At 37.0% G+C, this 16,599-nt stretch carries 24 protein-coding genes and 3 pseudogenes; 15 read left to right on the top strand and 12 right to left on the bottom strand.

Features of this window, described 5'->3' with window-relative positions; translation table 11 throughout:
* Window positions 1-505: 505 nt before the first annotated feature.
* The 5 genes from HHA41_RS11960 to nadS all read left to right on the top strand — a co-directional run bounded on the left by HHA41_RS11960 (window position 506) and on the right by nadS (window position 2,082).
* Window positions 506-721, top strand: coding sequence for a cold-shock protein (locus tag HHA41_RS11960; protein ID WP_151711055.1), 216 nt, complete (start codon window positions 506-508; stop codon window positions 719-721).
* Between the two features lie 97 nt (window positions 722-818).
* Window positions 819-1,046, top strand: a complete 228-nt coding sequence (locus tag HHA41_RS11955) for a hypothetical protein (RefSeq protein WP_004745640.1) — start codon at window positions 819-821, stop codon at window positions 1,044-1,046.
* Between the two features lie 66 nt (window positions 1,047-1,112).
* Window positions 1,113-1,310: a hypothetical protein gene (locus tag HHA41_RS11950; protein ID WP_004755867.1), complete on the top strand. Its 198-nt coding sequence runs from the start codon at window positions 1,113-1,115 to the stop codon at window positions 1,308-1,310.
* Window positions 1,311-1,496: 186 nt separating this feature from the next.
* The gene (locus HHA41_RS11945) at window positions 1,497-1,817 is read left to right on the top strand and encodes a type II toxin-antitoxin system RelE/ParE family toxin (protein WP_104483799.1); all 321 of its coding nucleotides are present in this window, start codon (window positions 1,497-1,499) and stop codon (window positions 1,815-1,817) included.
* The gene (gene nadS / locus HHA41_RS11940; protein ID WP_005108769.1) at window positions 1,810-2,082 is read left to right on the top strand and encodes a NadS family protein; all 273 of its coding nucleotides are present in this window, start codon (window positions 1,810-1,812) and stop codon (window positions 2,080-2,082) included. The genes HHA41_RS11945 and nadS overlap by 8 nt, the downstream gene beginning before the upstream one ends.
* Before the next feature lie 478 nt (window positions 2,083-2,560).
* Here nadS and arsC read toward each other — a convergent pair whose 3' ends face one another.
* Window positions 2,561-2,989, bottom strand: coding sequence for an arsenate reductase (glutaredoxin) (gene arsC, locus HHA41_RS11935; protein ID WP_168461853.1), 429 nt, complete (start codon window positions 2,987-2,989; stop codon window positions 2,561-2,563).
* A gap of 82 nt (window positions 2,990-3,071) precedes the next feature.
* Here arsC and HHA41_RS11930 point away from each other — a divergent pair, with 82 nt between their 5' ends.
* From HHA41_RS11930 to arsH, 3 genes are read left to right on the top strand one after another with little or no spacing between them, the layout of a single operon-like run.
* Window positions 3,072-3,386: a metalloregulator ArsR/SmtB family transcription factor gene (locus tag HHA41_RS11930; protein WP_067731901.1), complete on the top strand. Its 315-nt coding sequence runs from the start codon at window positions 3,072-3,074 to the stop codon at window positions 3,384-3,386.
* A gap of 4 nt (window positions 3,387-3,390) precedes the next feature.
* Window positions 3,391-4,431, top strand: a complete 1,041-nt coding sequence (arsB, locus tag HHA41_RS11925) for an ACR3 family arsenite efflux transporter (protein ID WP_168461851.1) — start codon at window positions 3,391-3,393, stop codon at window positions 4,429-4,431.
* A gap of 5 nt (window positions 4,432-4,436) precedes the next feature.
* On the top strand, window positions 4,437-5,141 hold the full coding sequence (gene arsH / locus HHA41_RS11920; protein ID WP_034583466.1) for an arsenical resistance protein ArsH: 705 nt from the start codon (window positions 4,437-4,439) through the stop codon (window positions 5,139-5,141).
* A 150-nt stretch (window positions 5,142-5,291) separates the two neighbouring features.
* Here the strand turns inward: arsH and HHA41_RS11915 are convergent, their stop codons facing one another.
* Together HHA41_RS11915 and HHA41_RS11910 are read right to left on the bottom strand one after the other, a co-directional pair.
* Entirely contained in the window at window positions 5,292-5,489 is a 198-nt protein-coding gene (locus HHA41_RS11915; RefSeq protein ID WP_228278971.1) for a hypothetical protein, read from the bottom strand.
* A 78-nt stretch (window positions 5,490-5,567) separates the two neighbouring features.
* Complete coding sequence (locus HHA41_RS11910; RefSeq protein WP_266095972.1) at window positions 5,568-6,089, bottom strand: IS5 family transposase; 522 nt, start codon at window positions 6,087-6,089, stop codon at window positions 5,568-5,570.
* A 121-nt stretch (window positions 6,090-6,210) separates the two neighbouring features.
* Here HHA41_RS11910 and HHA41_RS11905 point away from each other — a divergent pair.
* Window positions 6,211-6,414 (top strand): annotated as a pseudogene (locus HHA41_RS11905) (recombinase family protein); the annotation flags it as partial.
* Window positions 6,415-6,480: 66 nt separating this feature from the next.
* Here the strand turns inward: HHA41_RS11905 and HHA41_RS11900 are convergent.
* The 7 genes and pseudogenes from HHA41_RS11900 to HHA41_RS11865 all read right to left on the bottom strand — a co-directional run bounded on the left by HHA41_RS11900 (window position 6,481) and on the right by HHA41_RS11865 (window position 9,483).
* Window positions 6,481-6,717: a VF530 family protein gene (locus HHA41_RS11900; RefSeq protein ID WP_168461850.1), complete on the bottom strand. Its 237-nt coding sequence runs from the start codon at window positions 6,715-6,717 to the stop codon at window positions 6,481-6,483.
* A 115-nt stretch (window positions 6,718-6,832) separates the two neighbouring features.
* Window positions 6,833-7,024 (bottom strand): annotated as a pseudogene (locus tag HHA41_RS11895) (type II toxin-antitoxin system HipA family toxin); the annotation flags it as partial.
* A 61-nt stretch (window positions 7,025-7,085) separates the two neighbouring features.
* On the bottom strand, window positions 7,086-7,388 hold the full coding sequence (locus tag HHA41_RS11890; RefSeq protein WP_104489548.1) for a helix-turn-helix transcriptional regulator: 303 nt from the start codon (window positions 7,386-7,388) through the stop codon (window positions 7,086-7,088).
* Window positions 7,389-7,703: 315 nt separating this feature from the next.
* Window positions 7,704-7,964: a helix-turn-helix domain-containing protein gene (locus HHA41_RS11880; protein WP_004647603.1), complete on the bottom strand. Its 261-nt coding sequence runs from the start codon at window positions 7,962-7,964 to the stop codon at window positions 7,704-7,706.
* Window positions 7,965-8,245: 281 nt separating this feature from the next.
* Window positions 8,246-8,575: an MbcA/ParS/Xre antitoxin family protein gene (locus HHA41_RS11875; RefSeq protein WP_104489243.1), complete on the bottom strand. Its 330-nt coding sequence runs from the start codon at window positions 8,573-8,575 to the stop codon at window positions 8,246-8,248.
* A gap of 306 nt (window positions 8,576-8,881) precedes the next feature.
* Window positions 8,882-9,202, bottom strand: coding sequence for a type II toxin-antitoxin system PemK/MazF family toxin (locus HHA41_RS11870; protein WP_071850377.1), 321 nt, complete (start codon window positions 9,200-9,202; stop codon window positions 8,882-8,884).
* Window positions 9,202-9,483, bottom strand: a complete 282-nt coding sequence (locus tag HHA41_RS11865) for a type II toxin-antitoxin system RelB/DinJ family antitoxin (protein ID WP_071850378.1) — start codon at window positions 9,481-9,483, stop codon at window positions 9,202-9,204. Before HHA41_RS11865 ends, HHA41_RS11870 begins: the two co-directional genes overlap by 1 nt.
* 121 nt (window positions 9,484-9,604) lie before the next feature.
* Between HHA41_RS11865 and HHA41_RS11860 the strand changes: the two genes are divergently transcribed.
* Window positions 9,605-9,868, top strand: coding sequence for a hypothetical protein (locus tag HHA41_RS11860; RefSeq protein WP_104484675.1), 264 nt, complete (start codon window positions 9,605-9,607; stop codon window positions 9,866-9,868).
* 69 nt (window positions 9,869-9,937) lie between these two features.
* Here HHA41_RS11860 and HHA41_RS11855 read toward each other — a convergent pair whose 3' ends face one another.
* Together HHA41_RS11855 and HHA41_RS11850 are read right to left on the bottom strand one after the other, a co-directional pair.
* Window positions 9,938-10,252: a hypothetical protein gene (locus HHA41_RS11855; protein WP_104484674.1), complete on the bottom strand. Its 315-nt coding sequence runs from the start codon at window positions 10,250-10,252 to the stop codon at window positions 9,938-9,940.
* 100 nt (window positions 10,253-10,352) lie between these two features.
* A complete protein-coding gene (locus HHA41_RS11850) occupies window positions 10,353-10,682 on the bottom strand; it encodes a DUF4236 domain-containing protein (protein ID WP_034585562.1) in 330 nt (109 codons plus the stop codon).
* Window positions 10,683-10,833: 151 nt separating this feature from the next.
* Here HHA41_RS11850 and HHA41_RS11845 point away from each other — a divergent pair, with 151 nt between their 5' ends.
* The 5 genes and pseudogenes from HHA41_RS11845 to HHA41_RS11825 all read left to right on the top strand — a co-directional run bounded on the left by HHA41_RS11845 (window position 10,834) and on the right by HHA41_RS11825 (window position 16,410).
* Window positions 10,834-11,424: a class I SAM-dependent methyltransferase gene (locus HHA41_RS11845; RefSeq protein ID WP_168461848.1), complete on the top strand. Its 591-nt coding sequence runs from the start codon at window positions 10,834-10,836 to the stop codon at window positions 11,422-11,424.
* Between the two features lie 2 nt (window positions 11,425-11,426).
* Window positions 11,427-12,470 (top strand): annotated as a pseudogene (locus HHA41_RS11840) (HNH endonuclease signature motif containing protein).
* 225 nt (window positions 12,471-12,695) lie between these two features.
* A complete protein-coding gene (locus HHA41_RS11835; protein WP_168461846.1) occupies window positions 12,696-14,264 on the top strand; it encodes a type I restriction-modification system subunit M in 1,569 nt (522 codons plus the stop codon).
* Window positions 14,264-15,517, top strand: a complete 1,254-nt coding sequence (locus HHA41_RS11830) for a restriction endonuclease subunit S (protein ID WP_168461844.1) — start codon at window positions 14,264-14,266, stop codon at window positions 15,515-15,517. The genes HHA41_RS11835 and HHA41_RS11830 overlap by 1 nt, the downstream gene beginning before the upstream one ends.
* 77 nt (window positions 15,518-15,594) lie before the next feature.
* Window positions 15,595-16,410, top strand: a complete 816-nt coding sequence (locus HHA41_RS11825) for a DUF6694 family lipoprotein (RefSeq protein ID WP_143218049.1) — start codon at window positions 15,595-15,597, stop codon at window positions 16,408-16,410.
* The last annotated feature ends 189 nt before the right edge of the window (window positions 16,411-16,599 follow it).

Here is a 16,599-nt window from a genome sequence, read left to right as displayed (position 1 = left end):
AGAAGTTTTGATTATTTTTTGATCCAAAATTAAATTTATTTAAATCAGATGCTTACATATTTATGCAACAAAGCCGTGTCAAATTACAGTTTGAAGTGGTGCCAAAAAAGCATAAATTTCCGCACTGGGATGAAGTTGAATCTTTATTTAAAGAAGATGATTGATCTGATGAACAAACAGATTTCGCATAAGAGATTTTATGTTAAAGAAAATATTAAATAATATAATAAATAAGTTATTGAATTTAATTAATTTTTAAAGAAAAAATATAGATTTTATAAGAAAAATTAATATTTATATCAAAAAACTTGATTATTTTTATTTTTACTGTATATTTAACTTAACTAGAAAAAAAGTCTTGTTTCGGTAAATCTTCCTTAAGTATCGCAGTTTTAGTCATAATCCTTCGTTTTTTAGATTTTAAGTCTCATTCTTTATTATTTTCAAAGTTATTAATCAGTCAATAAAATGACTAAAAAATTATTAAAAATTAGTAGGATATATTATGTCAAACTCAAATATTGTTAAAGGTACTGTTAAGTGGTTTAACGAAACTAAAGGTTTTGGTTTCATTCAACAAGAATCAGGTCCAGACGTTTTTGCTCATTTCAGCGAAATCGCGAGTTCAGGTTTCAAGACCTTATTTGAAGGCCAGCAAGTTGAATTCAGTGTAGCTCAAGGTCAAAAAGGACCGAATGCTGTAAATATTGTTGCTATCTAAGTAATAATAAGCAGTAATAAAAAGCACTCATAAGTGCTTTTTTTATGCTTTAAAATGTTTTCAAAATTGAAAAAATCTCTAAAAAATAGGATATAAGTTGTTAAAAGTAAATGATTTAATTGCAAAATCTAAAAATGGTACTGAAATTATTGTTTCATTAATTCCTCTACATAAAATGCAAAATACACGTCAAGGTTTAAAACAAGTCGAAGTAGGTAAAAGAGTTCTACTGGAATCTGGAATCGAAGTTGATTTAAATTTGGATGGCCGTACATTTTACACTTCTCTAAATCAGCTATTTAAATTAAATCATAAAGTTGCTTAGCGATAAATTTTTAAACATCAATAATTTATGTGGGATTTCCACTGCAATTTTTTTAAGGAAATATATATGTTTAAACAGACTCTCAGCGTAAAAGACCAGTTTGGCGTTAAACACGCTATTCAAGCCACTGTGGATCATGAGTCTGCCAACACGCAATCTCATTTGAATATAAAACATATCACCGTTGATGGTGAAGATATTCGACCTAGTTTTGAAATGCTTTTTCAAAGTACCTTAAGTGGAAAAATATTTAAAATCATCTAGAAATATAGTTTTTATAAAATCTATAGTCTGAATGAAATATCAGGACCTACTCGCTATCATGCGGGTTTTTTATACCTAATATTTATATTTGTAAGCCTTTGCTTATGCGAAACGAGAGTTCACAGCTCTCGTTTTTTTATTCTAAAACTGCTAAAATTCTTATACGCCATTGACGTACTTAAACCTATGTTATTCATTGAAACCAGTATTTTTATTAAGCAAATCAAAGAGCTTGTGAGTGGTGAAGAGTATCGTCAGCTCCAGCAAGATCTCTTGGTACAGCCTGATAAGGGCGACTTAATCAAGAATGGTGGTGGAATTCGTAAAGTACGTTGTGCTCAGGGCAATAAAGGCAAAAGTGGCGGTATCCGTGTGATCTATTATTGGGTTACAGAAGATGATCAGATCTTTTTCCTGGTGGCTTATCCAAAGTCTGTGAAAGATAATCTGACAGACAAAGAAACCTCGATTCTACGTCAATTAGTAAAGGAGCAATTTCATGGATAACAACTTATTTGATGACCTGGTTGCTTCAATCAAAGAAGCTGGTGCCATAAAACGCAATGAAATAAAAGCAAGCCGAGTCACAGCGCTTGAATTGCCAGATATTAAAGAAGTACGTGAGAAAACTGGCTTAACCCAGGCAGAGTTTGCTGCACGTTTGCATATCAGCGCGAGAACCCTACAAAACTGGGAACAAGGCCGTCGTTATCCGACTGGTCCTGCAGCGACTTTAATTCGCATTCTGGATGCCCATCCAACTCTGATTTAAAAGTTTAGATAATAAAAAACCCCGGCATCCTGCCAGGGTTTTTTATTGGAACTTTAGGTCTGTGCTGTCTTAGTGCTTGTCGTATCTGGCCCCATCCTGGTGCTCATTCTTTGTAATTCTAAGGAACATCCTGTTCCTGACCAATTAATCATATGAAAATTCCACTGTCCCAGGTAGCCGCAAAGGGCCGAGATTTATGTACGCCAGAGCGTACAAAATAGCCTAAATTTCATCCACAGTAATTGGGGATAGTTTTCGCCCTGGAAGAGCTGAGAACATTGGGAAAATGCCAAAATTGATTACTTTTTAAACAAGATTATTGGCAAGAACTATCAAAAACGATCATAAAAAAGCCGACTTGTTTCAAAATCGGCTTTTCGGTCATTTTTAGATTTTTATGGTTTAAATAAGTATCTGATATTTCAATTAATATACAAGTGTATTGCGTATAACCACCATTATGTTAAATGGGGCGGATTTATTTAATCCGCTTACCATTTTTATCGATGATTATTTCACCATCCTCTTTGATAAAAGCTCCTAATTGAGGTGCAGACAAAATATCTAAAACGAGTTCAGATGGTCTACAAAGTTTTACGCCTAACTCAGTCACTACAAATGGACGATTAATTAAAATTGGATACTCCAGCATAAACTGAATAAGCTGCTCATCTGTCCAGTGCTGCTGATCCAAGTTGTGAGCTTCAAAAGGTTCCACGTTTTTGCGAATAGCTTCACGTACAGAGAGACCTGATTTCTCAATTAAATTAATGAGTTCACTTTTACTTGGAGGGTTGAGAAGATACTCAATAATTTCGGGTTCTTCTCCGGTATTTCGAATTAGCGCCAGTGTATTTCTTGATGTTCCGCACGCTGGATTATGATAGATCTTAACTTTTGATGACATTGTACTTACTCAGGACTTAATAATATTGCATTTATATATGGATATACGTATATTCGCAATAGCATATATTAGAGTATAGATTATGGATCAAGCAGATTTCTTTAAATGCCTATCTGACCCGACACGTCTAGATATTTTAAAAATTATTTTAGAAAGACAAAATGTATGTGTTTGTGAAATCACAGAGATATTACAACTGAGCCAACCTAAAATTTCTCGTCACTTGGCTTTACTCCGTAACCTTTCAATTTTGCTAGATGAGCGCAAGGGACAATGGGTGTATTACCGATTAAATCCTGATTTACCAGAATGGGTAAATGCAGTGTTCAGTGTTTTGAATGATGAAGTATTAAATAAACCTACGAGCAACTTATCTATCTCTATGCAATGCGAGTAATTCAATGTCCGCATCAAAGCTCTCATTCTTAGATCGAAACCTAACTCTATGGATTTTCATTGCCATGGCATTAGGCGTAGGTATTGGGGTGTTTTTCCCTCAAACATCTGTTGTATTAGATCAATTAAGCATTAATTCAGTGAATATCCCTATCGCAATAGGGCTTATTTTGATGATGTATCCACCACTTGCCAAAGTTGACTATGCAACCTTGCCTAAAGTCTTTGAGGATAAGCGTACCCTTACATTATCTCTTATTCAGAACTGGGTCATTGCACCTTGCTTAATGTTTGGCTTGGCCATTATTTTTCTGCACGCCTATCCTGAATATATGACTGGCCTAATTCTCATAGGCTTAGCTCGATGTATTGCTATGGTCCTCGTCTGGAATGGTTTGGCATGTGGGGATAATCAATATGTTGCTGCCTTGGTTGCGTTTAACAGTATCTTCCAGATCTTGTTCTTTAGTACTTATGCTTGGTTGTTCTTGACCTTCTTACCGCCATTCTTTGGGGTAGAAGCACGAATCATTGATGTAAGTTTTTGGACTATTACCCATGCTGTTCTGGTTTATCTAGGTATTCCATTCTTACTTGGTTTTTTAACCCGGCTGATTTTAGTCAAACAGAAAGGTTTGGATTGGTATCAAACTAAGTTTATCCCAAAGATTAGCCCAATCAGCCTTATTGCGCTTTTATTCACGATTGTAGCCATGTTCAGTCTTAAAGGTGGTGAAGTGATTAGCCTTCCTCTAGACGTGCTTAGAATCGCTATTCCTTTGACGATCTATTTTGTTGCAATGTTCTTCATCAGCTTCTTTATGAGTAAGTGGATGGGTAACGATTACCCTAAAACGACTGCTATTTCCTTTACTGCGGCAGGCAATAATTTTGAATTAGCACTGGCTGTAGCGATTGCCACTTTTGGATTAGCTTCACCTGTAGCTTTCACAACAGTAATTGGACCGCTTGTTGAAGTGCCTGTATTGATTGCCTTAGTGACAGTTTCGCTATGGCTTAGAAAAAAAGTTTTTAAAGAGGTATGAATCTAATGAACTTACCAAATATTGATCTTAGTCTTTTAGAAAAACCGACTTTAGAAAAAGTTCAGGCAAAGAACCTTGAACATCCTCCAAGAATACTGCTTCTGTATGGCTCAAATCGTGATAGATCCTATAGCCGTTTAGCTATTCAGGAAGCTGGTCGAATCCTTGAATATTTTGGTGCGGAAGTGAAAATTTTCCATCCAAAAGGACTACCTCTCCCTGAAGATGGTGATATGCAACATCCAAAGGTTAAAGAACTACATGAACTCTTAGCATGGTCAGAGGGCATGGTTTGGTGCTCTCCCGAGCGTCATGGCTCAATGAGTTCGATATTGAAAGCTCAAATTGACTGGATTCCATTAGCAGCAGGAGCAATACGTGCCACGCAAGGTAAAACCTTAGCTGTAATGCAAGTATGTGGCGGCTCTCAGTCCTTTAATGCAGTAAATCAGTTACGTATTTTAGGCCGTTGGATGCGTATGATTACGATACCAAATCAGTCCTCAGTTCCTAAAGCATTTCTTGAGTTTGAAGAGGATGGTCGTATGAAGCCTTCTTCTTATTACACGAGGATCGTTGATGTGATGGAAGAACTTTATAAATTTACGCTTTTAACTAGAGGACAGTCCGCATATCTCACTGACCGTTACTCTGAACGTGTAGAAAGTGCGGAAGAGCTTTCAAAGCGTGTGAATCAAAAGAGTATTTAGATTTCCTAAAATTAACATAATACACGTTATACGAAATTATTTTAATTTTTCATTTAAAATCAATCATATAGTTACACAGTAAAAAGCCCGATCACACTAGATTGGGCTTTTTACGTGAACAGTCATGTTCCATGCCTGTATGGATAGTCACTACATTTCCAGGCGTTCAAGTTTCTTAATGATTTCAGCTTTCGCTTTATCCAATAACTCTGGATTCGTTTTAGATGATAGTAATTCTTTAGGCTTATTCCCGAGAAAATACGCTATTCGCTCCGCATTGGCTCCCGAAGGATGGGGTAAACTACTTAAAACCTGATTACTATTGAGGATACCGTCCTGAATCAGCATTTCAAATACCTGACATACTTTCGGCCGGCTTTGTTGCATAAAGGTTTGAAAGGCTGATTTCCCTTAAGCTACTCAAATTTAAGAGACAACTTGGGTATGAGGGCGACCTAATTCTGTGAATTTATTCAAAACTGCCATGCGTGCATGGATCTCATTCACCTGATTTGGAAAACTCCGCGCTGTTAATTTATCGCCTAATAATTTGATGCAATGCATCTTGGTTTCAACCAAACTTCGACGGTGATAACCAGACCACTTTTTCCAAAGCGATCTGCCTAGCCGTTTGACTGTCTTTAATAATTCATTCCGCTCTATAGACCTCGCTTGCTGATCCTTCCAAGGCTTTGCATTCTTTCTAGGTGGAATGATCGCATGTGCATCTCGATCTAAAATGACTTGTCGGCAGTGCTTTGTGTCATAAGCACCATCTGTATAAACAGAATCAATTGGTTCATCCAAGGGAATTTGAGCAAGTAAATCTTCGAGTACTTGAGAATCACTGACATTATTTATGGTGAGTTGTACTGCACGTATTTGCAGGGTTTTAGCATCCATAGCAATGTTGTTAGCGGCAGTGTAAAAATGACCCCCTAATGGCATTTAAAAACTGACCCCCTTGGTTAATATAGCGGTCATTTTGGACTGCTCAACATGTTAACTTTGGAGCAAGCAGTGACAATCCAAATACTTCATCGTCTCAAATCTCTATTTGCAACAGTGCCTTTTTGTTGACCGTGCTTCAGGTAAAAATACCGACCGACCAAAATTTCAAGAAATGTTGAACTATGTCAGGGAAGGCGATCAAGTTGTTGTACATTCCATGGACCGTTTTGCGCGAAGCCTGAAAGATTTGGTCACTGAAGTAGATAAACTACAACATGTAGTAGCGAAGATGCTCAAAATGCACTTACTACGTAACATCAGTTAAATAAAAGTCTCCCACAAACCCGGTACGGTTCAAATTTTATGATGAGAGGGGTGTTGCCTGGGACTACAGTTTCTGTTTTGCCTTTTGGCGTAAGACGTACAAATATAAGCTTTCTACTTTTTCACGTGCCCATGGTGTGGTACACAAGAATCGCAATGATGATTTAACACTTGGGTCTATGCAAAAACATCTAATTTCAATTTTACGACTTAAACCTTCAAAGCCACCGTAGTAATCCAATAATTCATCCAAAATGTCAGCAAGTTTTTTGCCGTGTAAAGGGTCATTGGAGGTGTTCATAATAGATCAATCGTATTTTGGGTGGTCATTATTATAACCTGGGCTAGTTGGAAAACTAGAGAGTTGGAATGTAGGTAATGATGGACTGAATAACCACCAAAATTCTGGAGCACACCCAACCATAGGGTGATGCATCATATATATGACTTGGTAATCCCATTTGCTGTGTAGGAAAGTTTTTTCTTAATGGGTCACCTTTTAACGGAAGTAGGTAAGAGGAAAGCTCTAAACCTTTACGGATCGCTTCAGCACTGTATTCAAAGGCAATTAATGGTTGACCTGTGATTGCTGTTGAGGAGACCAGTATACCCTAAAGCCAATATTCACCCCATCCATTGTAGTAAACATTAAATTTTTCGAGCATGGATTTATTTCCTTTTGATACGTTGGCGAGCCGTATTACTCTCATAGCGAAGAATATCATCTACACTGTTTAAATGAGGTTTGAAGAGTTCCTCTAATTCTTGTAATCGGCCCAGGACCATGGCAACGCGTACTAAGTTTTCAAATGAAACATTTCGACCTGCTTCTAGATTGGATACTGTATTCACACCAATACCAGCACGTGCAGCAACATCTGCCTGAGTCATTTCCAGATAAAGTCGTTCTTTACGAAGCCTCTCATATAATAATCCAACAACTTCTTCAGGTTTTCTGAATCTTAAATCCATAATATTGGGTCTTATGTTTGGATATGGCTATTAAGCCACAAAATAATGGAGTTATAAAATGTGTCGGTTGATCGGTGAAAAGGTGCTTTATTGGGTGATTAGATCCTATTAGATTAAAGAAGTCTAATTAGACATTTACAATCTAATAGCGTCTAACAACTTGCTTTAAGCTCAATCAGTTTCGCGTGGTGTCGCGAGGAACTGGGATTTGCTATCAGGTCAATCTGGAATATCTGGCACAAGTGGTCTGGAGCAACGAGGTTGATGGACAGGGCTTTGCCTTTTCTGATACCTTATTCGGTACCGATTCACAATCTATTCATCATATTCTGAAAATATTTCTTCAATTTCATCCCACTGCGGCAATTTATGCTTTTTTTTATTCACTTCGAATTGTAAACCAACACCATCAAGCACACGTTCAAATATGTCAAATGAACCTGTAAAATGGCCATTTTCCATCTCTGAAATTGTTGTTTTATTGACTTGAGTTTTTTCTGCAAGGCTTTTCTGTGTATAGCCTAACCCTTTTCTTGCCAAACGTATTTCTTTACCTATTTCACCTCGTGTAGCCATTTTTTCTCCCGAAATTTGTTAGCTATATAGCAAACTTTTAACTAATTATGGTTAATGTTCGCTATATAGCAAACTTTTATAATGATTCTTGAATAGCTAAATTGAACTTATAAGATTCAATTTAGCCTCGAATTAGGTTAATAGAATCCATATATGTATGACAGTTCTAATAATGAGGTAGTTGTATACCTCTTGAGAAGAGGAACTTCTTATACCTTGAATTTGAATTATTAGACAAAATTATGACTTTTAATTTTCTGTGTAATGAAGCTTTGTATTTCTTAATATTTACCCTGAAGCCGAAGTCCTTCGACTACGTTTAATACAGTAGCTAATCCCTGAGTAGTCTGAATCTGTTTTATCGGAATGCCTTTGGTTAGCTTATTTGGTGACTTCATAAAATGCTGCATCCATTTAGCCTCTCCACCTGTTAGAGCATCTAGTGATATCGCAATACGAATTAAAATAATTGCGAGTTCTCCCTGACTTGAATCGGGATCTAACTCAAGCGAATTTAAAGTTTCCACTGAATCTAAATTGAGAACGATAGCAAGCTGGCTCTGTGTGACACGCGGTAATTTGGTGTGTTTTTCTTCTTTCCAGACATACAATGATGCTTTCCCATATGTGCTAAACAGCTAAAAATAAAACAATATATTCATATTTTTTTAAGTAGGGGAGCAATGGCTGAATATGCCGTATATTGTGTTGTAAAATTATAAAAACCCTATATATAGTATTTTTGATCTTTTTTTAATGGTAATTAAAACCAAACAGGAATCAATTTTTGCTAAGTATATAGACAAATTTAACTTGATTGCATATTCCTATCTTAATGGATACTAAATATAACAAATAGATGAACAGCTATTTTAATCTAACTTGGACATATATTATTCGGCTAGTTGAATAAACAGTTATTGCTCTTTAAGATGATTAATTAATCGTTCATAGTCATTTTTAGAAAGTTTACCAATGTAAGTTAATTTTGTCTTATCAATTGGCAACTGATATGTCTGTACGGTATCAATCCATGATTTTTTACTTAGTCCAACCGATTTCCAATCGGTAATTTCAATATATTTACTTTTAATAAAGTCAGATTTATTGTCATATTGACTACTTAAACGGAATACGATGTAGTCTTTTTTTGTTTGTCGAATATATAAAACAGGGCGAGTTTTACCATCTGCTATGTCTGTAAAACCAACGTAAGCCCAATACAAATCCTGAGCCATTAGTATCCACCATCATCATTTAAAAACTCTTGAGCAGATTTTATATTGGATACTTTTACACTCGGAATATTATGGCTAAGTGCTATGAGTTGTGCCGTATTAAAATCATCATCACTTACTTGATTGCTCACAGGAATTCGACCTGTTTTGGCAATTTCAGCCATAACCATACTAAAAACAGATGCAGGGGTTAGCCCAACTTTTTTGATGACGTACTCTGCTGATTCTGAGATTGCCTCATCCACAGTATATTGAACTCTTTTTTTAATTAGCGTAGACATTTAACACCTCTCAATCTTATTAATGCCATTTTACGGCACAAAATGGTATAAAACAAGTAAATAAGAATTGGTGTCCAAGTAGCTGTTAATTCTGCAACTTGATTGATAAAAGGAGCCGCATATGGAAATTAAACAACTGAAACAGGTAGAATTCGTTACCGATGTTTTATGTGATGTATGCAACCAATCAACGAAATTGGAGTTTGGAACTTTATCGGCACATTGGGGCTATGGCTCCAGGCATGACGGGGAAAGATATGAGTTGCAGTTATGTGAGAAATGTTTCTTTTATGCCCTGACGACATTAAAAAAAGAGCGAGCAGATGAGTTTATGTTTGATGAAAATTTTGACCCTTCAACCCTAGATGGGTTTGGGTTGAAGTGAACCTATCATCGCGACAGGTTCTAAGAATCCAGAAAATACTGATTCAGATCCAAGCCAGCAACTTCATTTTTAATGGCGAGTAAGGGACTCAGGAAAAATATTGTTCTTCGCTTCGAGGTCACTGAGTTCGGAAAAGGCTCGAATACCACCTGCGGCTTTAATTCCATCTAAAGCGACAGATAGAGCTTCCTGATCTGATGGGAATGTTTCATCCCATACAGTAGAAGTACCACTTTGGCTCACCACTTCCAGTGTCCAGTCACTATCAGGTAATCGATAAATTAGAATTTCAATTTGCTCATTATCCTCTTGTAAAACTTGAGATAAGGGAGAGTCGATTAAATCATTTTCATCATAATCCAGAGTGCTGTCATTATCAGACATCAGCGGCAGCCTTTATTGTATTTAACATCCGTCCATAGTAATGAATGAATCAGATTTTGCCTAGCAGGAGGAATATTATCGGTAAAAAGAGCGGTGAATTCTAAAAAAGAATTGCCCCGACAATAAAACAAAATAATCCAAAAATCACCCAAATCCAGACATTCGATTTGGGTTTCTCAGTATGTGATGTATAGAACGATTGTTGTTCCTGAGTAGGATTTTTTTGGTTGCCAACTCTGTTCTTATAGGGCTGGTGTTTTGAATAGGATAGGCCTGTGCCAGGAATACCAACGCTGGTTCGGGTGCCTTTTTTGCCAATATTTAAAGAAGCACCAGGTTTGCCAATGCTTGCACTGCTGATGCCTTTATGCGTCAGATTGATTTTTAATCCAGGTAATATTTTAATACTCTTGCGAAATCTGAAGCCCATATTTTTTCCATTTACAAGAACCAGTTTGGTTTCTATCTCAGTTGTCCGGATACAGTGAAATAAGAGTTTGATTCATTCATAGGACTGATCATTTGACTTATCTAGTGAAATATCAGTATGTTCTTTAACATAAGATATTGGCTTTTAGACAATGAATCAAACATCAAATTATTACAATCAACATGCTCAAGCATTTTTTGAAAATACCTATCAGGTTGAAATGGAAAGTCTATACGCACCATTTCTAAGATATTTGCCGGAACAGGCATTGATCCTAGATTTGGGCTGTGGCTCGGGGCGGGACACTTTGGCATTTAAGAAAAAAGGCTATCAAGTTGAGGCAATTGATTATTCTGCCGAGCTGGTTGAAAAGGCGAGAGAGCTGACAGGCATCGAGGTACGTCAGCAAAGTTTTTATGAGCTGAATGAAGTAGCTAAGTATGATGGGATTTGGGCTTGTGCATCTCTTTTACATTGTGAAAGAGATCACCTGACTGAAGTGCTGGCGCGCATATTTAAAGCATTAAAGCCAAATGGTGTTTGCTATATGTCTTTTAAGTATGGCAATACAGACCGTGAGATAGAGGGGCGTAGCTTTACTGACTTGAATGAACAGCAAGCTCATGACTTACTTAAGCAGATCGATCAGGCTTTACTGTTACAACAATGGATTACTGTAGATAAACGTCCAGAGCGTACAGAAGAGTGGATGAATATTCTGATTAGAAAAGTGCAGGCTTAGATATGTTATTCAGTATAGCCGAAATACCAACCCCTCAAGAACAGTTGAAATTCTTAAAGCATATTCAGCAGATTTTGCAGTCAGGGACTTTTACTTCGACATATAAGTTTGCTTTGCTGATAAGTATCACGCGTCTGGCGATTGAACAGGGGCAAGATACTGGTGCTGCCTTGCATTTAGAATATCAGGATATTGCTGAAAAGTTTATTGACTTATACTGGAAACAGTCACTGCCGTTTCAGTTTAACCAGTATGAGCCTTTTACTATTCATCAAAGCACTGGTAAGCAGGCAAAGATCATCAGTGAAATCCAGAAAGCACAGCAACAATTCAAGACCTTGGCCGCGTTGAGAAAGGATGTACTTTACTGGAACAGGTTGAAGCGAGCAGTTGCAACAACGGTAAAGCAAATGCCGGTGGTGTATTTGCAGAATTTGAATGGTCAAACCATAGAGTTTCTCTATAGTCTTGAAGATTCCAAGCAGTCCCTCAAGCTGTTGCCCAAAGTGATGTATTGTTTGAGACAGTTTAGTGAAATTATTGAAGAGCTTTGCCAGAAGCGCTGGATTGATTTTGTCCGGCTGAATAAGCAGAACTTGGTTGTATTAGATGGGTTACCTGACCTAGATGAATTCATGTTTGCTCCAAGTCGTAATCAATTGGGGCAGGTCGCGGACTTCTTAATTGACTTACAGCAATGCCAGTGTTTTTACTGTGGCAAAAGCCTAAAAAACTCAAAATATGCCGTGGATCATTTTATTCCATGGTCATTATATCCTGCCGATACCGGACATAATTTTGTCCTGGCGGATGAAAAGTGCAACTCACAAAAAAGTAATTATTTGGCGTCAGAACAATTTCTGCAACAGTGGCAGGAGCGGAACTATCTACATGATTAATCTATTGTTCGGGAAATTTCTCAATTAGGTTTTTTAACCGATCTGCAACGTTCGCATCGGGTTGCCGACTGGGCGTATAAGCAGGCAATAGAGAATGAATATTTAGTCTGGCTAGGTGGAAAAGATAAACATATATTAGGTGTTTAGTCCCATATCTGGAGTACTTTAATGTCTTTATTTTTCTGTAGTGAAGATTACTGGAGTAGGCTGCTATATAGTTTAGATTATGTCTCTATCTAGCGCCTGAATTGACAGATTACATCGCTTGACCACGACAATTCATGTCCTTGTCCACCTTTTTACTGCTGCATAATTTAGAATTTTAGGTAAAATCATTTTATTAATGATTTACTTATTTGGACTCCTATAACAATGACCCACGTACAACTGCAACAATTACAAAAACAACTTTGGAATATTGCCAATACTTTGCGTGGCACCATGGGCGCCGATGAATTCCGTGATTACATTCTGGGTTTTATTTTCTTTAAATATTTATCAGAAAAATCGGTGAACTTTGCCAATGAATTGCTCGATGGTGAGGAGGTCAGCTTTTTAGAATTAGATGAAAATAATGCTGAGCATGTGCCGTACATCGAAGAAATTAAAAAGAATGCCATTGCCGAAGTGGGTTATGCGCTTACACCAAAACAGCTATTCCATACCTTAGCCGAGCGTGGTCGTCAGGGCGAATTCATTTTGGATGATTTAACTGCGACCTTAAAATCGATTGAACAAAGCACTTTAGGCACCGACTCTGCCGATGACTTTGCCAACCTGTTTGAAGATTTAGATCTAAACTCGACCAAGCTCGGCAATAATGCCAGTGATCGTAATGCACTGGTGGCGAAAGTCCTCAGTCATTTAGATGATATTGATTTTGATATTAGTAATACCGAAGCCGATGTACTCGGGGATGCTTACGAATACCTGATTGGTGAATTTGCCTCAGGCGCGGGCAAAAAAGCGGGGGAATTCTATACGCCGCAAACGGTATCGACCTTACTGGCAAAGATTGTCACCCAAGGCAAAGAGCGTTTACGTTCAGTCTATGACCCGACTTGCGGTTCAGGTTCGTTATTGCTTCGGGTAAAACGTGAAGTGAAAGATGTCGATATGATTTACGGTCAGGAGATGAACCGTACCACTTACAACTTGGCACGCATGAACATGATTCTGCATGATGTGCATTTTGCCAAGTTCGACATCAAGCAGGAAAACACTTTAACCCGTCCGCAGCATTTAAATAAAAAGTTTGATGCGGTGGTGGCGAATCCGCCATTTTCTGCAAAATGGTCTGCCGATCCGTTATTTTTACAAGATGAACGTTTTGCTGCGTATGGCAAACTGGCGCCAAGTTCTAAAGCGGATATGGCGTTTGTACAGCACATGCTGTATCAACTGGATGACAACGGCACGATGGCGGTGGTGTTACCGCATGGCGTCTTGTTCCGTGGTTCGAGTGAGGGTGTGATTCGTCAGTATTTGATTGAACAGTTGAACGTGGTGGATGCCATTATTGGTCTACCCGCCAATATTTTCTATGGCACGTCTATTCCGACCTGTATTTTGGTGTTGAAGAAAAACCGTGAGCAGAGCGGCAATATTCTGTTTATTGATGCCAGCAATGATTTTGAAAAGCAGAAGAATCAAAACAAGTTATTGCCTGAGCATTTGGATAAGATTGTTGCGGCATTTGAAAAGCGTGAAAATATTGAAAAATATGCGCATGTGGCGACTTTGCAAGAAGTGAAAGATAACGATTACAACCTAAATATTCCGCGTTATGTGGATACTTTTGAAGCGGAAGCCGAGATTGATCTGGATGCAATTGCTCAGCAGTTACAGGCTTTGGAACAAGACAGCCAAAAGACCGATGCGGTAATTGCGGATTTCTGCAAAGAGCTTGGGATTGCTTCGCCTTTTACGGAGGTGAAGTAATGACTGCGCCAAAGTTAAGATTTAAAGAGTTTGATAGTGACTGGTCTAAGGTTAAGTTAAAAGAATTGGTGATATCTTTAGATGCGGGCGTTTCTGTAAATGGTGAAGATGTAGATGTCACTGAAGATGATTTTTCTGTTCTGAAAACGAGCTGTGTTTCTTTAGGTGTTTTTAATGCAAATGAACGAAAACTAGTTAATTTAGAAAACGAGATTCAAAGACTAAAAGAGCCTTTACTAGATAATTCACTTGTTATGAATCGTAGTAATACACCTTTATTGGTTGGATCATCTGCGTTTATTAAGAAAGCTCCGAAAAATACATATTTATCAGATAAATTGTGGCAAATCAAAGTTAATGATAAGGCTGATATTAGATGGTTGTCGTTTCATTTATCATCTGAAACTACTCTAATAAAACTAAGAGATATGGCAACAGGCACAAGTAATAGTATGAAGAATATTACTAAGTCTGATGTACTAAACTTTGAATTAAGTGCCCCATCAAAACAAGAACAAACCAAAATCGCTTCTTTTCTTTCCGCTGTAGATGAAAAGGTTAGTCAACTCACGCAAAAACATCAGCTACTCAGCCAATATAAACAGGGCATGATGCAAAAGCTGTTTAGTCAGCAGCTTCGATTTAAAGCGGATAATGGTAGTGAGTTTGGGGAGTGGGAGGATTCTAAGCTCGGCGAATTAACTACATTAATAACAAAAGGCACTACACCTAGCTCATTAGGTGAAAAATATGAAGAATCTGGGATTAATTTTATAAAAATAGAAAGCTTATCTTCAAATGGTAAGTTTCTTTTAGATAAGTTTGCCTATATTGATGAGAATACTCATAACAAGCTAGCTAGATCAAAGTTAGAGCATGATGATATTTTATTTTCTATTGCTGGAGCATTAGGCAGAGTAGCAATAATTTCAAGAGATTATTTACCTGCTAATACTAATCAAGCATTAGCGATTATTAGATTGAAAGATAAAAAAATTACACGTTACATCTATTATTTTTTGAATTCAGATTATGTGAAAAAAATTATTGATGCTGAAAGCGTGCAATTAGCTCAAGCAAATTTTTCACTTGGGCAACTTGCTAACTTGGATGTTTTAGTCCCGTGTTTAGAAGAACAAACCAAAATCGCCAATTTCTTATCTGCCATTGACCAGAAAATTGAAGTGGTTGCACAGCAAATTGAACAGGCCAAACAGTGGAAAAAAGGCTTGTTGCAGCAGATGTTTGTGTAAATTTTTTGATAGTCAAATCCATAAGTGGGTTTGGCTTTTTGCTTATTAAAAGCATCATGTATTATAAGAGGGTTAACATGAAAAAATTGATCATTGCTTCAGTGTTTGCTGCAGTATTACTTAGTGGATGTAGTAAGGGGCCATTGGATACTACTTTTGATTTGACTAACTTGCAAACATTAACGGATTCATCAAGTAAAATACATGATGAACTGCCAGAACAAGAGTCAGAAATTGTTCAATGGGCTATTAACACGCTGAATATAGGTACAGTAGAGTCTATTGAAAAATTTAAAGAGCAATATGGTGCTGATATTACTTATCGAAAAATTGTGAAACTTGCTGTAGATAATCGCAAGCAAGCAGTTTTTGATGAATATGAACGGTTGAAGTCTATCGAGAAAGATTGGACTGATATCTATAATGACTTATCTAAAATTAAAGCGAGTAATATAAGTTTAGGTACAAGCAGTGAGTTTTTTACTCGTGGCAAGCCTTTAGTTTCTTTTGATGTGCATAATGGAAGCAAACAGGATTTATCCTCAATCCAGTGGGAAATCGATCTTTATTTAGATGATGAGCAAGAACCTTATTCAACTTATACAGGTATAGATAGCTATACCTATGGTAGTAAGAAAAATGGTTTAAGAGCAGGTGAAACTGTACATCGTTCAATTGCAATCGATACCTTTGGTTTTAATGACAATGCAAAAAAATGGACTGATTTAAAAGCACAAAATGCTAAGAAAAAATCTATAGCCGTTACTGTTATTCCAACTTCTGCTAAAGATTTTTCAGAAGAAAATCTAATCACAGGAAACGTTCCAAAAGCATTAAAAGCGTATGAGGCTGAGAAGAATTTAATCATAAATGCTGAGAAAATGATTAAATAATTTAGTTTATTAAAAGCAAGAGCAATTAAACATCATATCTAGGTATGGTGTTTAGCATGTTAATAATTGAATAAATCAAGCAACAGCATATCGATAAAATGGTTTTGAGGGTGAAATGACAGTACAAAGCGAATATCAACTTGAAAATGAACTGATTAGCCAGCTCAAGCAATTGGGATATGCTGCGGT

This window comes from Acinetobacter sp. A1 (assembly GCF_012371315.1).
Lineage (GTDB): Bacteria > Pseudomonadota > Gammaproteobacteria > Pseudomonadales > Moraxellaceae > Acinetobacter.
Note: the sequence above shows the minus strand (reverse complement) of the source record. Positions and strands in the feature narration are given on the sequence as shown.